The organism is Methylobacterium sp. yr668, from assembly GCF_900116245.1.
Taxonomy (GTDB): Bacteria; Pseudomonadota; Alphaproteobacteria; order Rhizobiales; family Beijerinckiaceae; genus Methylobacterium.
In genome coordinates this window covers 247,048-262,830 of record NZ_FOZY01000005.1, presented here as the reverse complement: position 1 = coordinate 262,830, position 15,783 = coordinate 247,048, and the positions used below count along the sequence as shown (strand labels likewise).

Here is a 15,783-nt window from a genome sequence, read left to right as displayed (position 1 = left end):
GCTAACCTCGGGCATGGTCGCTCAGCCGAGATCCCGGATGACGGTCGACGAGTTTCTCGCCTGGGCCGAGGGGCAGCCGGGGCGCTTCGAGCTGGTCGATGGCGAGGTGTTCGCGATGTCGCCGGAGCGCGTTCGGCATGCCGAGGTCAAGGCGGCCACCTATCTGGCGCTCCGGTCCGCACTGAAGCAAGCGGGGAGCGCCTGCTACGCGCTGCCGGATGGCATCAGTGTTCGCGTCGATCGGGATACGGTCTTCGAGCCCGACGCCCTCGTTTACTGCGGGATGCGCGCTGACCCCGATGCGACCGAGATCACCGATCCCGTCATCGTCGTCGAGGTTCAGTCGCCGGGCACACGCGCGGTGGACTCGGGCCTGAAATTGACCCGCTACTTCGGTCTGGAGAGCGTCATCCACTATCTGATCGTGGATCCGGTGAAGCGTCTCGTCATCCATCACCGCCGCGCGCAGGGCGGCCTGATCGAGACCCGCATCGCGACCCGGGAGACGCTGGACCTGACGCCCCCCGGCCTGCGCCTGCCCGTGCCGGAGCTGTTCGCCGACCTCGCGCCCGCCGACGACGGCGCTTGATCCGATCCGAGGCGGATGCCACAGCGGCGCGAACGCGAATCAGGACGCCCGGATGACTGCACCCCTCGATCTCCTCGTGCTCGGCAACGCGATCGTCGACGTGATCGCCCGCACGGACGACGCCTTCCTGTCGGCGCAGGGCGTCACCAAGGGCGCGATGCAGCTCATCGACGAGCCGCGGGCCGAGGCGCTGTTCCAGGCGATGGGACCGGCGACGATCGTGTCGGGCGGCTCGGGCGCCAACACCGCGGTCGGCGCGGCGCTCCTCGGGGCCAAGACCGGCTTCGTCGGCAAGGTCCGGAACGACGAGCTCGGCGGCCTGTTCAGCCACGACCTCAAGGCGACCGGCGTCGACTTCGCCGTCCCGGCCGCCGCCGAGGGGCCGGCCACCGCCCGGTGCTTCGTGCTCGTGACGCCGGACGGCGAGCGCACGATGAACACGTATCTCGGCGCCTGCCAGGGCCTGTCGCCCGACGACGTCGACAAGGCGCTCGTGAGCTCGGCCCGCGTCGTCTATCTCGAGGGCTACCTGTGGGATCCGCCGGCCGCCAAGGACGCGTTCCGCAAGGCCGCGCAGCTCGCCCATCAGGCGGGCAACGCCGTCGCGCTGACCCTGTCGGACGCGTTCTGCGTGGGCCGCTACCGCGACGAGTTCCTCGGCCTCGTGCGGGACGGCAGCATCGACATCCTGTTCGCCAACATGGCCGAGCTGCAGAGCCTCTACGAGACCGAGGATCCCGAGGCCGCCGTGGCGGCCCTGCGCGACGAGCGCAACGCCCGCGGCCGGCACCTGCTCGGCCTCGTCACGCGCTCGGCCGACGGCGCCCTGGTGGTCCAGGGCGGCGAGGTCCGGGCCGTCGAGGCGAGCCCGGTCCAGACGGTGGTCGACACGACCGGCGCGGGCGACCTGTTCGCCGCCGGCTTCCTGGCCGGGCACGCCCGCGGGCTCGACAACGTCGCCAGCGCCCGCCTGGGCACGCTCGCGGCCGCCGAGGTCATCCAGCATATCGGCGCCCGCCCGCAGGCGGACCTGGTCGGCCTGGCCAAGGCGCGCGGGCTCCTCTGAGCCGGCGCGCCGGGCGCGCGGTGGGAGATCCGCGTCCGCGCCGATCCCGCGCGCTCAGGCCACGCGGACGGTCGCGAGGAAGCGCGTCACCTCGTCCCTGAGGTGGCCGGACCGGTTCGACAGCTCCGAGGCTGCCGTGAGAACCTGATCGGCCGCCGCTCCGGTCCCCTTCGCCGCGTCGGCGACGCCCGTGATGGTGCTGGTGACGTCCGCTGCCCCCTGGGCGGCCTGGGAGACGTTGCGGACGATCTCCTGCGTCGCGGCGCCCTGCTGCTCCACGGCGCTGGCGATCCGCGTCGCCACCGCGCTGAGTTCCTGAACCCGACCGCCGATGCGTCCGATCGCCGTGACGGCGTCGCCGGTGGAAGACTGGATGCGGGCGACGTGGCCGCCGATCTCGTCGGTTGCCCGCGCGGTCTGAGCGGCCAGTTCCTTGACCTCCGCGGCCACGACGGCGAAGCCGCGGCCCGCCGCGCCGGCCCGCGCCGCCTCGATCGTGGCGTTCAGCGCGAGGAGATTCGTCTGCTCGGCGATGGTCGAGATCAGGGTCACGACATGACCGATCTGGATCGCCGCCCCGTTCAGCTCTTGGACCAGATGCGCGGTCGCCTCCGCGTCCGCGACCGCCGACTGTGTCAGTTCCGTCGAACCCGCGACCTGGCGGCCGATCTCCTGGACGGAGGCGCCGAGTTCCTCGGCCGCCGCCGCCGCGACGCTGACGGTGCTGGCGGCGCGTTCGGCCGCGCTCGCCACCCGGCCGGAGCGATCGGCGGTGTCGGCGGCCGCCTCGTTCATGGCCGAGGCCGTGTCCTGCAGCGCGGCGACGGCGGCCGAGACCGTGCCGATGATGCCGCCGACCGTGCCCTCGAAGGCGTCGGCGATCCGGTGCATGCCGCTCCGCCGCTCCGCCTCGGCCGTGGCGCGGGCCTGTGCGGCGTCGTGCTCGAGCGTGCGCGCCCGGATCAGGCCGTCCTTGAAGACCTGGACGGACGCCGCCATGACGCCGATCTCGTCCCCGCGCTCGGAACCGCCGACGGCCGCGTCGAGGTCGTCGGCCGCGAGCCGGCCCATGGTTCCGGCCAGGGACCGGATCGGGCGGGCGACCCGGTGCCAGACCCACCAGACCGCCGCGCCGGTCATGAGCAACCCGATGACCGCGAGCGCGACGGTGACGGACCACGCCGTCCGGAACGCGTCCTCGGAGCGCTGGACCGAGACGTTCGTGCCCTCGGCGGTGACCTGGGCGAGATCCGCCAGGGCATCGAAGGCGGCCACGAGCGGCGGGCGGGCGGGCGCGATGGCGTCGCGGGCCGCGTTCCGGTCGCCGCGCCTGAGCGGCACGAGGATCGCCTCCTGGGCGACGCGATAGACCTTCCACCGCCCCTCGAACGCGTCCCAGAGCGCGCGCTCCCGGGGCGTCGTCGCGCGCGCGCGGTAGCTCTGGAAGGCCTCGGGGATGGACCGATCCATCTCGACGAACTCGGCATCGAGGTCCCGGTTCTCACCGTCGTCGACGGCGACCACCTTGCGGATCGTCGTCGTGTGGTACCGCAGCATCAGGAATCGAATCGTATGGAGATCGTTGTCCTTGCGCACCCAGACGTCGCGGGTCTCCACGGCGGCGGCGTTGATGGCCTGTATCTGCATCAAGCCGACGGCCGAGCTTGCCAGGAAAAGCAGAAAGCCGACAATCGAGGGCAGTATCAGCTTTGATACGATACTTCTTCGCAGTCTCATCTCGGGCACCACAGAGGACGACACCGTCGCGTCGGGATGCATGAAGATGAAAGACAGATTTTTCCGCAACCTCTACTGCGGCAGCGATCTGCGCCGCAGATCGGCGCGGAACGCATAGCGCGTCGCCCGCCGACGCCGCGCCGCGGGTCGCGCGCCGATCCGGGCTGAGGCTGGCGGCCGCGCCCCGGGTCAGGGCCGCAGGAGAACCTTGCCCACCGCCGCGCGGCGGGTCAGGAGGCCGAAGGCCTCCGGGTACTCCGCCAGCGGGTAGACGCCGTGGACCTGCGCGGTGAGCCTGCCCGCGGCGACCCAGTCGAGGAGCCGGCGCTGATCGGCCCGGTGCGCCTCCGGCTCCCGGTCCAGGAAGGCGCCCCAGTGGACGCCCTGCACGTCGAGTTCCTTGAGGAGCATCAGGTTCAGCGGCAGCCGCGGGATGGCGCCGGCGGCGAAGCCGATCACGAGGAAGCGCCCGCGCCAGCCGAGCGCCCGCAGGGCCGGCTCCGCGTAGGCGTCGCCGACCGCGTCGTAGACCACGTCGATCCCGCCGCCCGAGATCCGGCGCAGCTCGTCCTTGAGCGTCGCCGGGTCGTAGACGACGCCCGCCTCGGCGCCGTGGGCGCGGGCGACCGATAGCTTCTCCTCCGAGGAGGCGCAGGCGATCACCCGGGCGCCCATCAGCCGGCCGAGCTCGACGGCAGCGAGGCCGACGCCCCCGGAGGCGCCGAGGACCGCCAGCCACTCGCCGGGCCGCAGGCGCGCGCGGTTCGCCAGGGCGTGCAGCGAGGTGCCGTAGGTGATGGTCAGCCCGGCCGCCTGCTCGTCCGGCACGGCGTCCGGCACCGGCGTGAGCCGGGCGGCGTCGAGGGCGATCAGCTCCGCGCAGCAGCCGTGCCCGGCATGGACGATCACCCGCTCGCCCACGGACACGCCCGCGGCGCCCTCGCCCAGCGCCTCGACGACGCCGACCCCCTCGCCGCCCGGCGAGAACGGCAGGGTCGGCTTCACTTGGTAGCGCCCGGCGGTGATCAGCGTGTCGAAGAAGTTCAGGGCCGCCAGCCGCATCCGCACCAGCGCCTGCCCGGGGCCCGGCACCGGGTCGGGCCGCTCGACGATCTCCAGATGCTCCGGCCCGTCGAGCCTCGTGCACAGCAGCGCCCGCATGGCGTCCCTCCTCCCCGGCGTTTCCCGGCCGATCAGGCCCGAACCGACCGTGCGGTCAAGCCGTTCCGATCATCTCGCGGATGCGGGCGCCCAGCACCTCCACCACGAACGGCTTGGTGATGACCTGCATCCCGGCCTCGAGGGGCCCGTTGCCGAAGACCGCGCTCTCGGCGTAGCCGGTGACGAACAGGACCTTGAGGCCCGGGCGCGTGAGCCGCCCGGCCTCGGCCATCTGGCGCCCGTTCATGCCCCCCGGCAATCCGATGTCGGACACCAGCAGGTCGATGCGCACGTCGGATTGCAGCACTTTGAGGCCGGCCGCGCTGTCGGCGGCCTCGATCGCCGTGTAGCCGAGATCCTCCAGCACCTCGGTGACCAGCATGCGCACGGTCGGCTCGTCGTCGACCACCAGCACGGTCTCGCCCGGCGCGGCCCGCGGCGGCGCGCCGACGGCGGCGTGCGCGTCCTCCTCGGCGACCGCGCCGCGGTGGCGGGGCAGGTACAGGCAGACCGTCGTGCCCCTGCCGACCTCCGAGTGGATCCGCACCTGGCCGCCGGATTGCTGCGCGAAGCCGTAGATCATCGACAGGCCGAGGCCGGTGCCCTGCCCCAGGGGCTTCGTGGTGAAGAACGGCTCGAACACCTTGCCGACGATCTCCGGCGCCATGCCGCTGCCGGTGTCGGTGACGCACAGCGACAGGTACTGGCCCGGCGGCATGTCGTGGCGCCGGGCGGCGCGCTCATCGAGCCACGCATTGGCGGTCTCGATCGTGATGCGGCCGCCCTCCGGCATCGCGTCCCGGGCGTTGATGCACAGGTTGAGGAGCGCGTTCTCGAGCTGCGGCGGGTCGACCAGGGCCGGCCAGAGTCCGGGCGGCGCCACGACCTCGACCACCACGGCGGGGCCCACGGTGCGGCGGATCAGCTCCTCCATGCCGGCCACCAGCCGGTTCACGTCGGTGGGCTTCGGGTCGAGGGTCTGGCGACGCGAGAAGGCGAGCAGCCGGTGGGTCAGCGCCGCGGCCCGCTTCGAGGCCCCCTGCGCGGCGTTGATGTAGCGGTCGACATCCATGACGCGGCCCTGGCCGAGCCGGGTCTGGATCAGCTCCAGCGAGCCGGAGATGCCGGCGAGCAGGTTGTTGAAGTCGTGGGCGATGCCGCCGGTCAGCTGGCCGACCGCCTCCATCTTCTGCGACTGGCGCAGGGCCTCCTCGGCGGCGGCCAGGGCGTCGGCGCGCTCGCGCTCCGCGGTGAAGTCGCGGCCGACGGCGTTGATGACGCCCTCCCCGGGCCGGGCCGCCCAGGTGATCCAGCGATAGCCGCCGTCCCGGTGGCGGTAGCGGTTGTCGAAGCGCGCGAGGCTCGACCCCGCGGAGAGCTGGCGCGCGCCCTCGACGGTGCGGTCGAGATCGTCCGGGTGGACGAAGGCGATGAGCTTGGTTCCGATCAGCTCGTCCGGGCGCCAGCCCAGCACCTCGGTCCAGGCCGGGTTCACCGCGGTGATCGTCCCGTCGAACAGGCAGCGCAGCATCATGTCGGACGAGAGCGTCCACAGGGCGTTGCGGTCGGCCGTCCGCTCCTCGACCTGGTGCGCCAGGGTCGCGTTCAGGTCGCGCAGCTCCGCGAGCGCCGCCTCGAGCCGTCCCTGGCTCTCCTTGAGGGCGGCGTCCGCCAGGACCCGGCCGGTGGTCTCGTTGGTGAGGATGAACAGGCCGGCGACCCGGCCCTCGGCGTCGAGAACCCGCGAGTACGAGAAGGTCCACCACGTCTCCCGGGCGCCGCGGTCGGTGTCGAGCTGCCACGGCAGGTCGACGAAGCGCTCCGGACGGCCCGCCATGGCGGCGTCGATGATCGGTTTGGCCTGATCCCAGGCATCGGCCCAGACCACGTCGAACCGCTCGCCCATCGCCCAGGGCAGCCGCGGACCGAGAAGCGGGAAGTAGGTGTCGTTGAAGAAGAAGTGGAGGTCGGGCCCCCAGGCCAGGATCATCGATTCCGGCGAGTTGAGGACGAGCGACAGGGCCGCGCGGAACTCCGCTGGCCATATCTCCGGAAGCCCCAGGGGATGACCCGACCAGTCGCGCGCGCGGATCATCCGCGCGGCCTCGCCGCCGCCGGAGAGGAAGGGGAAGGGGTCGGTCACGGGCTCTGAGCAATGCAGGTCATGGGCGTACGGCGTATGACCGTCTTCGGCGGCATCTCCAAGCTGCCCGGTCGCGGTTCGACGACGTCGTCTCAGCGCGCCGCCGTCCTCGCGAGCGGAGCGAAGCGACCCAGGGCTACGGGACGTCGGCAAGCGCGGCGCCGGCTGGATCGCCTCGCTCCGCTCGCGAAGACGGCCGGCTGAGCCTCGGTCCGACCCGTCAATGCGCCTCCTGCCAGTTGCCCGCCGCGTTGGCCTCGACCACCAGCGGCACCTTCAGGGTCAGGGCCGGCGCCGGCGCCTCCTCCATGACGCCGCGGATGATCGGGATCGTCCGCTCCACCTCGTCCTCGGCCGCCTCGAACACCAGCTCGTCGTGCACCTGCAGCAGCATGCGCGCCCTGAGCTTCTTCGCGGCGAGGGCCGCCTCCATCCGCGTCATGGCCCGCCGGATGATGTCGGCGGCCGAGCCCTGGATCGGCGCGTTGATCGCCTGCCGCTCGACGCTGGCGCGCTCGGAGGGGTTGTTGGAGCGGATCTGCGGGTAGTGGCACACGCGGCCGAACAGGGTCGTGACGTAGCCCTTGTCGCGGCAGCTCTTCTTGGTGGTCTCGATGTAGTCCCGGATGCCCGGGAACTGCTCGAAATACTGCTTGATGAACGCCGAGGCCTCCTCGCGGCCGATGCCGAGCCGGTCGGCGAGGCCGAAGGCCGAGATGCCGTAGATGATGCCGAAGTTGATGGTCTTCGCCCGGCGCCGCAGGTCGGGCGTCATCGCCTTGAGCGGCACGCCGAACATCGCCGAGGCCGTCGCCGCGTGGATGTCGATCCCGTCCTCGAACGCCTTCCGGAGTTCCGGGATGTCGGCCATGTGGGCCAGCAGCCGCAGCTCGATCTGCGAGTAGTCGGCCGAGATCAGCCGGTTGCCGGGCGCCGCCACGAAGGCGCGGCGGATCCGGCGACCCTCCTCGGTGCGGATCGGGATATTCTGCAGGTTCGGCTCGGAGGAGGACAGCCGCCCCGTGGTGGTCGCCGCCAGCGAGAACGAGGTGTGGACCCGCGCCGTCTCGCGGTCGGCATGGGCCTGGAGCGCGTCCGTGTAGGTGGATTTCAGCTTCGAGAGCTGCCGCCATTCCAGGATCTTCTTGGGCAGCTCGTGGCCCGCCTGGGCCAGCTCCTCCAGCAGGGTCGCGGGCGTGGCCCACTGGCCCGACGGCGTCTTCTTGGCCCCCGGCAGACCCATCTTCCCGAACAGGATGTCGCCGATCTGCTTCGGCGAGCCGACCGAGAATTTCTCCCCGGCATCCTCCTGGATCTCCTCCTCCAGGCGGACGAGGATCTGCGAGAAATCCCCGGATAGGCGGCTCAGCATCTCCCGGTCGACGCGGATGCCGCGCTGCTCCATCCGGGCGATCACCGGCAGCAGGGGCCGCTCCAGGGTCTCGTAGACGGCGACCCGATGCTCGGCCACGAGGCGCGGCTTCATCATCCGCCACAGGCGCAGGGTCACGTCGGCGTCCTCGGCCGCGTAGGCGGTGGCCTTGTCGATGGCGACGCGGTCGAACGTCACCTTGTTGCGGCCGGTGCCGGCCACGTCCGAGAAGGTGATCGGCTGGTGGCCGAGGTGCCGGCGGGCCAGCTCGTCCATGCCGTGGCCGCCCTTGCCGGCGTCGAGCACGTACGAGATCAGCATCGTGTCGTCGAACGGCGCGACCTCGATGCCGTAGCGGGCGAGCACCACCCAGTCGTACTTGAGGTTCTGGCCGACCTTCAGGACGCCGGGGTGCTCGAGGAGCGGCTTCAGCCGGGCGACGGCCTCCTTCAGGGGGATCTGGCCCGGCACCGGCTCGACCACGTCGGAGGGCGCGGCGCCCTCGCCGAACAGGTCGGTGGCGTCCGCCTGCACCTTGGCGGCCTGGACGTGGGCGAGCGGGATGTAGCAGGCCCGGCCGGTGGCGACCGCCAGCGAGACGCCGACGAGGCCGGCCCTGTGGGCATCGAGCGAGTCGGTCTCGGTATCGACCGCGATCACGCCGGCCTCCTCGGCCTCGGCGATCCAGGCGTCGAGCTGCTCCAGGGACGAGACCGTCTCGTAGGCGGCGGTGTCGAACGGCGCCACGGATTCCGCGGCCCGGGCCGCCACCACGTTGCCGGGTGTCGCCTCGACGGGCGCCCGGGGCCTGGCGGGCGCGTCCGGCAGGTCGAGATCGGCGAAGGGATCGATCTCGCCGCCCTCCGGCGGGGCGGCGCCCGGCGGTCGCTCGGCCCCGGCGGCCGCGGTCTCGGGATCCGGCGGCACGGAATCGCCGAAGAACGGCACCGCGTCGCTGCCGCCGGCGGCGTTGCCGTAGCCGTGCGGCCGGGCGCCCGGCAGGAGGCGCGGGTCGGGCTTCACCGCCTCGGGATCGACGTGCAGCATCTGGGCGATGCGGCGCGTCAGCGTGTTGAACTCCATCGCCTTCAGGAAGCCGACCAGCTTCTCGGGATTGGGCTGGGGCACGCCGAGGTCGTCCAGCGGCACCGGGACCGGTACGTCCTCCATCAGCGCCACGAGCCTGCGCGACAGCTTGGCCTGATCCACGTTGGCGAGCAGCGTCTCTCGCCGCTTGGGCTGCTTGATCTCGCCCGCCCGCTCCAGCAGGGCCTCGAGGCTGCCGAACTCCTTGATCAGCGCCGCGGCCGTCTTCAGGCCGATGCCGGGCACGCCCGGCACGTTGTCGGAGGTGTCGCCGATGAGCGCCAGCGCGTCGCCGATCTGGTTCGGCTGCAGGCCCTCCCACTTGGCGACGATCGCCTCGACGTCGAGGTTGCGCTCGGGCCGGTAGCCGGGCTTGCCCTTGGCACCCGACTCGAAATCGTAGAACCGCACCTGCGGCCCGACGAGCTGCATCAGGTCCTTGTCGGACGAGACGATGATGACGCCTGCGCCCCGCGCCTCGGCCTGGCGGGTGTAGGTGGCGATGAGATCGTCGGCCTCGTAGCGCTCCAGCTCCACCGCGTGCAGGCCGAAGGCGCGCACCGCGTCGCGCATCAGCGGCATCTGGCGCTTCAGGTCGTCGGGCGCGTCCGGGCGGTGGCCCTTGTAGTCGGGGAACATCTCCTTGCGGAACGAGCCCTCCGACTTGTCGAAGACGATCCCGAGATGGCTCGGCATGGTGCCGGCGGCGCCGTCCTGCAGGAACTGCGCGATCTTGGTGCAGAACAGCCGCACGGCGCCGGTGGGCAGCCCGTCGGAGGGGCGCGAATTGTACTTCTGGTCCTGGTTGATCGACTGGAAATAGGCCCGGAAGATGAAGGACGAGCCGTCGACCAGGATCACCTGATCGCCGGGTCCGACGGGCTTGGTCTCGGGGCTCGAGTCGGGCTTCGAGTCGGTCATGGGTTCAGGCGGCTCGGGGCGATCAGGAGTCGGGCGCGCGGGCGATTTCGGCGCGGCAGGCCGCGACGAGAACGGGCAAGCGCTCGTGGACGGTCCGCCAGACGATGTCCAGCTTGACGCCATGGTAGCCGTGACGAAAGACGTTTCCGATGGAGGCGATGTCGCGCCACGGAACATCCGGATGGCGCTCGCGCATCGCGTCGGTCAGCCGTCGGCTCGCCTCCGAGACGATCTCCAGGCAGCGGACGACCGCGTAGTTGGTCCGCAAGTCCGCCACGAAGGCCTCGAACGACATGCCGGCGACGAAGCGCTGAGCGGCATCGGCGTTGTCGATGATGTCATCGCAGGCGGCGAGCGCCCGTTCAGAAGGCGGAAACCGCATCGTGCTCGGCCCGCTGACGGACGCGCGGCTTCAGGCTCTCCCGGTCGGCCACGTCGACCGGAACCGGGAACAGATCGTCGATGAAGCGGCACAGGCCGGCATAGGTGAAGAGGTCGCGCACGCGCTCCCGGTCGATCTCGATCATCACGTCGAGATCGCTGTCGGCCTGCGCGTCGCCCCGGGCAACCGAACCGAACAAGGCCGCGTGCAGCACGCCGCGGCGGCGCAGTTCCGCCTCGTTGGCGCGCAGGATATCGAGGGCGGCGAGCTTGTCCATGGCGGCGGGACCGGAGGGAATCGGCGGCCGCCAGCATAGCAGAAGCGCGGCAGAGGAGGATCAGGCCGCCAGCTCGCGCCCGAGCGCCTCCACCCGGCGCAGGTCGTCCACGAAGGCCGCGTAGGCCTCCGCCTTCGCCTCGTCCGGCAGCCGGAGCAGGTAGGACGGGTGGACCGTGATGAAGCCCTGGAATCGGTTGTCGTGCCGGTCGAAGCGGAACGGGCCGCGCGCCCGGGTGATCGGGATCGCCTTGCCGGTCAGCGCCAGCACGGCGGTCGCGCCGAGCGCCACGACGAGCTTCGGACCGACGAATTCGAGCTCCCGGTCGAGCCACCACCGGTAGTGGCTGACCTCGCCGGCTGTCGGCTTCTGGTGGATGCGGCGCTTGCCGCGCTCCTCGAACTTGAAGTGCTTGACCGCGTTCGTCAGGTAGCTCGCGCCCCGGTCGATCCCGGCCTCCGCCATGGCGCGGGAGAGCAGCTGGCCGGCGGGCCCGACGAAGGGCCGGCCCTGCCGGTCCTCCTGGTCGCCGGGCTGCTCGCCCACGAAGGCCACCGTCGCCCCGACCGACCCCTCGCCGAGCACGGCCTGGGTAGCCCCCGGAACCAGCGGCTCGGTCCGGCGGATGATCGCGTTCAGCGCCTCCAGCGTCTTGGGATCCTGGTCGGCCATGGCGGCGACGGCCCGGACGGGTTCGCGGCGTGTGGGCATGGTCGGCTCCCTCTCGATCATCGCTTCGGTGCGCCCGGCCGCCGCCCGGACCAGGGCCGGGATCGCGGCCGTCTCGGGCATGTTGTGCCAGTACTTCTTGGGCATCTCCGCCCGCATCGCCTTCAGGTTGGTGCGGGCCGGGTTGAACGTGCTCTCGTAATAGGTCTGCCAGCCGGCCTCGAAGCCGTCGCCCTCCGGAAGATGGGCGCGGTCGCCGGGCGGCCCGAAAGTCAGGGTCTCGGTGTCCCAATGGGCCGAGCCCTCGGGCGTCAGGATCGACCAGCGCATCCCGCGGAAGCGGTCGACGAAGAACGGCGCCGCCGCCTCGAGGATGTGGTGGTCCGGCTCGAACCACGCGACGTAGCGCTCGCCGTCCGGTCCCTCCGCCCGACGGAAGCGCAGGAAGGCGTGCATCTTGTGGAGGTCGCGCCCGATCGCCTTCGCCATCCGGTGCAGGCGGTGGACCAGCGGGTCGCTGCCGACCTCCATCAGGTGCCGCTCGCCGCGGCAGACCCGCCAGATCAGCGCGTAGAGCAGGCCGTAGCGCTCCGGATCGCGGTGGGGAACGACCTGCGGGATCAGGCCGGCGACGGCCTTCGGCAGGACGAGCGGCGTGCCGGTCGCCGGCTGCGCGTCGCTGCCGAACAGGCCGGGCGCGTCCGTCACCGACCACGTCACGGCCTCGGGCGGGACGCCCTGCGCGACGAGGCTCCGGGCGGCTTTGCGGAAACCGTCGAGATCGGCGCCGGGGCGCAGCGCGACGGAGCGCGGCGACCGCGCATCCCCCCTCTCCACGGAGGCAGACGGAAACGGCGCGTACCCCGCCCCCATCAGAACAGGCTCAGCTGCGCCGCGGGCTCGACCAGCCGCGCCCGCAGGTCGAGCCGGTCGGTGAGCCCGACCGGCCGATGGTCGGCGGCGACGAGGAACGGCCGCGCCCGCTTCAGGCCGGAGGTCAGCCGGGCGACGTCGTCGAGGCGCAAGGTCGCGTGGCGGCGCGCCCTGACGATCTTGTCGACCGCCCGCGCCCCGAGCCCCGGAACCCGCAGCAGCCATTCCCGGTCGGCGCGGTTCACGTCCACCGGGAACTTGTCCCGGTGCTTCAGCGCCCAGGCGAGCTTCGGGTCGATGTCGAGGGCGAGCATCCCGCCCTCCGACGCATCGGCCACCTCGTCGGGGGTGAACTCGTAGTACCGGAGCAGCCAGTCGGCCTGGTACAGCCGGTGCTCGCGCTGGAGCGGCGGCGGCTTCGGCGGCAGGATCGCCGACCCGTCCGGGATCGGGCTGTAGGCAGAGTAGTAGACCCGCTTCAGGCCGACGCTGCCGTAGAGGAGCGCGCTCTTGCGGATCAGCGCCTCGTCGGTGGTGGTGTCCGCGCCGACGATCACCTGCGTCGAGTGGCCGGCCGGCGAGAACCGGCGCTTCTCGGCCCTGGCCTGCACGATGCGCTCGCCGATCTGCGCCATCGCCCCCTGGATCGCGGCGCCGTCCTTCTCGGGCGCGAGCCGCTCCAGGCTCGCCTCGGTCGGCAGCTCGACGTTGATCGAGAGCCGGTCGGCGTAGAGGCCGGCCTCCTCGATCAGCCAGGGGCTCGCCTCCGGGATCGACTTGAGATGGATGTAGCCGGCGAAGCCGTGGTCGCGCCGGAGCGACTTCGCCACGCGGGTCAGCAGCTCCATCGTGTGGTCGGGCGACTTGATGATGCCGGAGGAGAGAAACAGCCCCTCGATGTAGTTGCGCCGGTAGAAGTTCAGGGTGAGGTTCACGACCTCCTCCACGGTGAACTTCGCCCGCCGCACGTTCGAGGAGCGCCGGTTCACGCAGTACGCGCAGTCGAACAGGCACCAGTTCGTCAGCAGGATCTTGAGGAGCGAGACGCACCGCCCGTCGGGCGTGTAGGCGTGGCAGATCCCGGCGCCGGTGGTCGACCCGAGCCCGTCCTTGCCGGCCGCCCGCTTCGGCGCGGCCGAGGAGGCGCAGGAGGCGTCGTACTTGGCGGCGTCCGCGAGGATGCGCAGCTTCTTGGCCAGGGTCTCGTCCATCGAACAGACAATGAACAACGCGGCCGAAGGTGCAAGGCCGGCGCGGCGTTCACCCCGGGCCGCGATGCCGCACCCGTCACGCAGGCGCGTCGGGCTCGCCGGATTCGTCGGGCTCCCGGTCGACCACACGGCGGGCGAGGCCGTAGGCGAAGCCGGCCCGGGCCAGGGCGGCGAGGTCGCGGTCGCGGTGCGTCGCCCGCTGGTCCGGACGGCGAAACGGTCCCAGGCGTCGCCGCTTGGCGTAGGCCTGCGCGGCCTGCTCCTCGATCGCGTCCGCCTCCCCGTCCGGCAGGGCGTCGCGCTCCGCCAGCATGGCGGCCTCCGCGACGTCGCGCGGGACCCCCTTGGCGGCGAGCTTGGCCGAGACGCCGCGGGTCGAGGTGCCGCGACGCCGCAGGGTGGCGAGGCGGGTATCGGCGAAGCGCGCGTCGTCCACGAGGCCGGCCGACACCGCCCGCGCGACGGTCGCCGTCACGAGGTCGGCGAAGCGTTCGGGATCCTCGCCCCGGGCCCGCGCGCGCTTCTGGACGCGGCGCGCGAGCGTCCGGCGCAGCATCTCGGTCGAGGCGCTGTAGCGCTCCAGATAGTGGAGCGCCGCACGCTCCAGCCAGGCCGGGCTCACGGGGCCGGGCGGCTTGATCTCGCGGTCGCGACCTTCTGGCGCGGATCCTGCAACGAATGGAGATTTCACCAGTTCTTCACGATCTCGACAGGTTTGCGTTCCATGACTCGGGTATGGAACGCGCGCAACGCGACAGGCTCGGCCATGGCCCGAACCACCGTTCTTCGCCCGGCACTCCGCAGGGCCGATGGCGCCTGCGGCTGCACGGCGCGGCGGCCGTACTGATGCGGCGCGAGTGGCTCCTGGTCCTCGTGGCCCTGGGGCTCGCCGCGGCCGCGGCCGCGATCGTCTACCTGTCGCGCCCGAACACCCTGACGGTGGCGGTCGGCCCCCAGGACGGGCCCGAGGCCGCGCTGATCGAGGCCTATGCCGGCGCCCTCGACCGGGCGCGGGAAGACGTCCGTCTCAAGGTGGTGCGCTACGGCGACGTGCGCGACAGCGCCCTGGCACTCCAGCGCAACAAGGCCGACCTCGCGGTGGTGCGGCCGGACGTGTTCCTGCCCGAGAACGGGCTGACCCTGGCGATCCTGCACGACGAGGCCCTGGTCATCGCGGCGCCGGAGGCGGCCGATCTCGACGACGTGCCGGCCCTGGCGCGCAAGCGGCTCGGCATCGTGGTCCGCCACAGCGCCGACCTGTCGTTCCTCACGAACCTGCTCTCCTTCTACGACCTCGTGCCGGACATCGTGGGCGAGGACGCGCCGGAGGCCGGCCACGCCGCCGAGGCGGAGCCCGGCCACGTGGTCGTGGTGCCGCTGAAGGTCGGCGACGTCACGGCCGCACTCACCGAGAAGCGGGTCGACGCGGTGGCGGTGATCGCGAGCCCGGCCTCCAAGCCGGCGGCCGCGGTCGTCCGCGCCGTCGAGCTGGGCGCGCCGGACCGCAAAATCGGCTTCGTCTCGATCCCGGACGGCGACGCGATCCTGCAGCGCTTCCCCGAGCTGCAGGCGGTGACGATCCCGGCCGGCACCTTCGGCGGCCGCCCGAAGCGGCCCGACGAGGAGGTCAAGACCGTCGGCGCCTCCTATCGCCTGATGGCCCGCGGCACGGTGAGCCGCGTCGCGGTCGCCTCGGCGACGCAGCACCTGTTCGAGTGGCGCTCGCGGCTCGCCTCGACCGCGCCGGTGGCCAAGCTGATGAAGGCGCCGGACTTCGACACGACGGTGGCGGCGACCTCGGCGCGCCTGCCGAACCACCCCGGCGCCGTCGACTATTTCGAGCGCGAGCAGCAGACCTTCCTCGACCGCTACGAGGACTACATCTACCTGTTCGCCTTCTTCGGCGGCACGATCGGCTCCGGCTTCGCGTGGCTCGGCCAGCGCCTCGCCCGCAAGCGCCGGGAGCGGGTCGACTTCGTCCTCGACCGGCTCCTCGACATCATGCGCGAGGTGCGCGCGGCGACCAGCGCCGCCGAACTCGACGCGATCGCGATCGAGACCGACGGGCTCGTGGCGGACGTGGTCTGCTACGCCCGCGAGCGCAGCATCGACGCGCGGACGGTCAGCGCGCTGATCCTGGCGGTCGACGGCGTCCACGCGGCCATCGCCGACGCGCGGCGGCAGACGAGCGAGACCGAGCCCCGGGCGGCGGCCCGCAACCGCACGGCCCGGCTGCTCGCCCTCGATCTGCCGGCCGCGGAGTAGCGGCGGGCGCCGCATGGCTGGCGGCTTAGGG

At 72.1% G+C, this 15,783-nt stretch carries 13 protein-coding genes; 4 read left to right on the top strand and 9 right to left on the bottom strand.

The window, feature by feature from the left end; all coding sequences use genetic code 11:
- Window positions 1-37 precede the first annotated feature (37 nt).
- Window positions 38-589 carry a Uma2 family endonuclease gene (locus tag BM419_RS09090; RefSeq protein WP_244491937.1) on the top strand — a complete coding sequence of 184 codons (552 nt, stop codon included), beginning with the start codon at window positions 38-40 and terminating at the stop codon, window positions 587-589.
- 52 nt (window positions 590-641) lie between these two features.
- Window positions 642-1,655 (top strand): adenosine kinase, encoded by a 1,014-nt coding sequence (locus tag BM419_RS09085; RefSeq protein WP_091926249.1) that lies wholly within the window; start codon window positions 642-644, stop codon window positions 1,653-1,655.
- A 54-nt stretch (window positions 1,656-1,709) separates the two neighbouring features.
- Here BM419_RS09085 and BM419_RS09080 read toward each other — a convergent pair whose 3' ends face one another.
- A complete protein-coding gene (locus tag BM419_RS09080) occupies window positions 1,710-3,335 on the bottom strand; it encodes a methyl-accepting chemotaxis protein (RefSeq protein ID WP_244540732.1) in 1,626 nt (541 codons plus the stop codon).
- Between BM419_RS09080 and BM419_RS32810 the strand changes: the two genes are divergently transcribed.
- Window positions 3,244-3,510, top strand: a complete 267-nt coding sequence (locus tag BM419_RS32810; protein WP_244540734.1) for a hypothetical protein — start codon at window positions 3,244-3,246, stop codon at window positions 3,508-3,510. The two genes, BM419_RS09080 and BM419_RS32810, sit on opposite strands and share 92 nt — an antisense overlap.
- A 71-nt stretch (window positions 3,511-3,581) precedes the next feature.
- Here the strand turns inward: BM419_RS32810 and BM419_RS09075 are convergent, their stop codons facing one another.
- The 8 genes from BM419_RS09075 to BM419_RS09040 all read right to left on the bottom strand — a co-directional run bounded on the left by BM419_RS09075 (window position 3,582) and on the right by BM419_RS09040 (window position 14,109).
- A complete protein-coding gene (locus tag BM419_RS09075; protein ID WP_020092528.1) occupies window positions 3,582-4,553 on the bottom strand; it encodes an NADPH:quinone oxidoreductase family protein in 972 nt (323 codons plus the stop codon).
- Between the two features lie 55 nt (window positions 4,554-4,608).
- Window positions 4,609-6,696, bottom strand: a complete 2,088-nt coding sequence (locus BM419_RS09070) for a hybrid sensor histidine kinase/response regulator (protein WP_091926248.1) — start codon at window positions 6,694-6,696, stop codon at window positions 4,609-4,611.
- 220 nt (window positions 6,697-6,916) lie between these two features.
- On the bottom strand, window positions 6,917-10,075 hold the full coding sequence (gene polA / locus BM419_RS09065; protein ID WP_091926247.1) for a DNA polymerase I: 3,159 nt from the start codon (window positions 10,073-10,075) through the stop codon (window positions 6,917-6,919).
- 22 nt (window positions 10,076-10,097) lie between these two features.
- Window positions 10,098-10,457, bottom strand: a complete 360-nt coding sequence (locus tag BM419_RS09060; RefSeq protein ID WP_091926246.1) for a HepT-like ribonuclease domain-containing protein — start codon at window positions 10,455-10,457, stop codon at window positions 10,098-10,100.
- The gene (locus tag BM419_RS09055; protein WP_091926245.1) at window positions 10,438-10,734 is read right to left on the bottom strand and encodes a nucleotidyltransferase family protein; all 297 of its coding nucleotides are present in this window, start codon (window positions 10,732-10,734) and stop codon (window positions 10,438-10,440) included. The genes BM419_RS09060 and BM419_RS09055 overlap by 20 nt, the downstream gene beginning before the upstream one ends.
- Before the next feature lie 60 nt (window positions 10,735-10,794).
- Entirely contained in the window at window positions 10,795-12,276 is a 1,482-nt protein-coding gene (locus BM419_RS09050; protein WP_244540728.1) for a UdgX family uracil-DNA binding protein, read from the bottom strand.
- Window positions 12,276-13,487, bottom strand: coding sequence for a putative DNA modification/repair radical SAM protein (locus BM419_RS09045; RefSeq protein ID WP_091926243.1), 1,212 nt, complete (start codon window positions 13,485-13,487; stop codon window positions 12,276-12,278). Before BM419_RS09045 ends, BM419_RS09050 begins: the two co-directional genes overlap by 1 nt.
- Before the next feature lie 76 nt (window positions 13,488-13,563).
- Complete coding sequence (locus BM419_RS09040; protein WP_091926242.1) at window positions 13,564-14,109, bottom strand: regulatory protein RecX; 546 nt, start codon at window positions 14,107-14,109, stop codon at window positions 13,564-13,566.
- A gap of 224 nt (window positions 14,110-14,333) precedes the next feature.
- Here BM419_RS09040 and BM419_RS09035 point away from each other — a divergent pair, with 224 nt between their 5' ends.
- The gene (locus BM419_RS09035; RefSeq protein WP_091926276.1) at window positions 14,334-15,752 is read left to right on the top strand and encodes a TAXI family TRAP transporter solute-binding subunit; all 1,419 of its coding nucleotides are present in this window, start codon (window positions 14,334-14,336) and stop codon (window positions 15,750-15,752) included.
- Window positions 15,753-15,783: the final 31 nt, after the last annotated feature.

Excerpts from the sequence above, each read along its gene's own strand:
- BM419_RS09090 (WP_244491937.1), top strand. The coding sequence starts at position 38 with ATGACGGTCGACGAGTTTCTCGCCTGGGCCGAGGGGCAGCCGGGGCGC.
- BM419_RS09085 (WP_091926249.1), top strand. The coding sequence starts at position 642 with ATGACTGCACCCCTCGATCTCCTCGTGCTCGGCAACGCGATCGTCGAC.
- BM419_RS09075 (WP_020092528.1), bottom strand. The coding sequence starts at position 4,553 with ATGCGGGCGCTGCTGTGCACGAGGCTCGACGGGCCGGAGCATCTGGAG.
- polA (WP_091926247.1), bottom strand. The coding sequence starts at position 10,075 with ATGACCGACTCGAAGCCCGACTCGAGCCCCGAGACCAAGCCCGTCGGA.
- BM419_RS09060 (WP_091926246.1), bottom strand. The coding sequence starts at position 10,457 with ATGCGGTTTCCGCCTTCTGAACGGGCGCTCGCCGCCTGCGATGACATC.
- BM419_RS09055 (WP_091926245.1), bottom strand. The coding sequence starts at position 10,734 with ATGGACAAGCTCGCCGCCCTCGATATCCTGCGCGCCAACGAGGCGGAA.
- BM419_RS09050 (WP_244540728.1), bottom strand. The coding sequence starts at position 12,276 with ATGGGGGCGGGGTACGCGCCGTTTCCGTCTGCCTCCGTGGAGAGGGGG.
- BM419_RS09045 (WP_091926243.1), bottom strand. The coding sequence starts at position 13,487 with ATGGACGAGACCCTGGCCAAGAAGCTGCGCATCCTCGCGGACGCCGCC.
- BM419_RS09035 (WP_091926276.1), top strand. The coding sequence starts at position 14,334 with ATGCGGCGCGAGTGGCTCCTGGTCCTCGTGGCCCTGGGGCTCGCCGCG.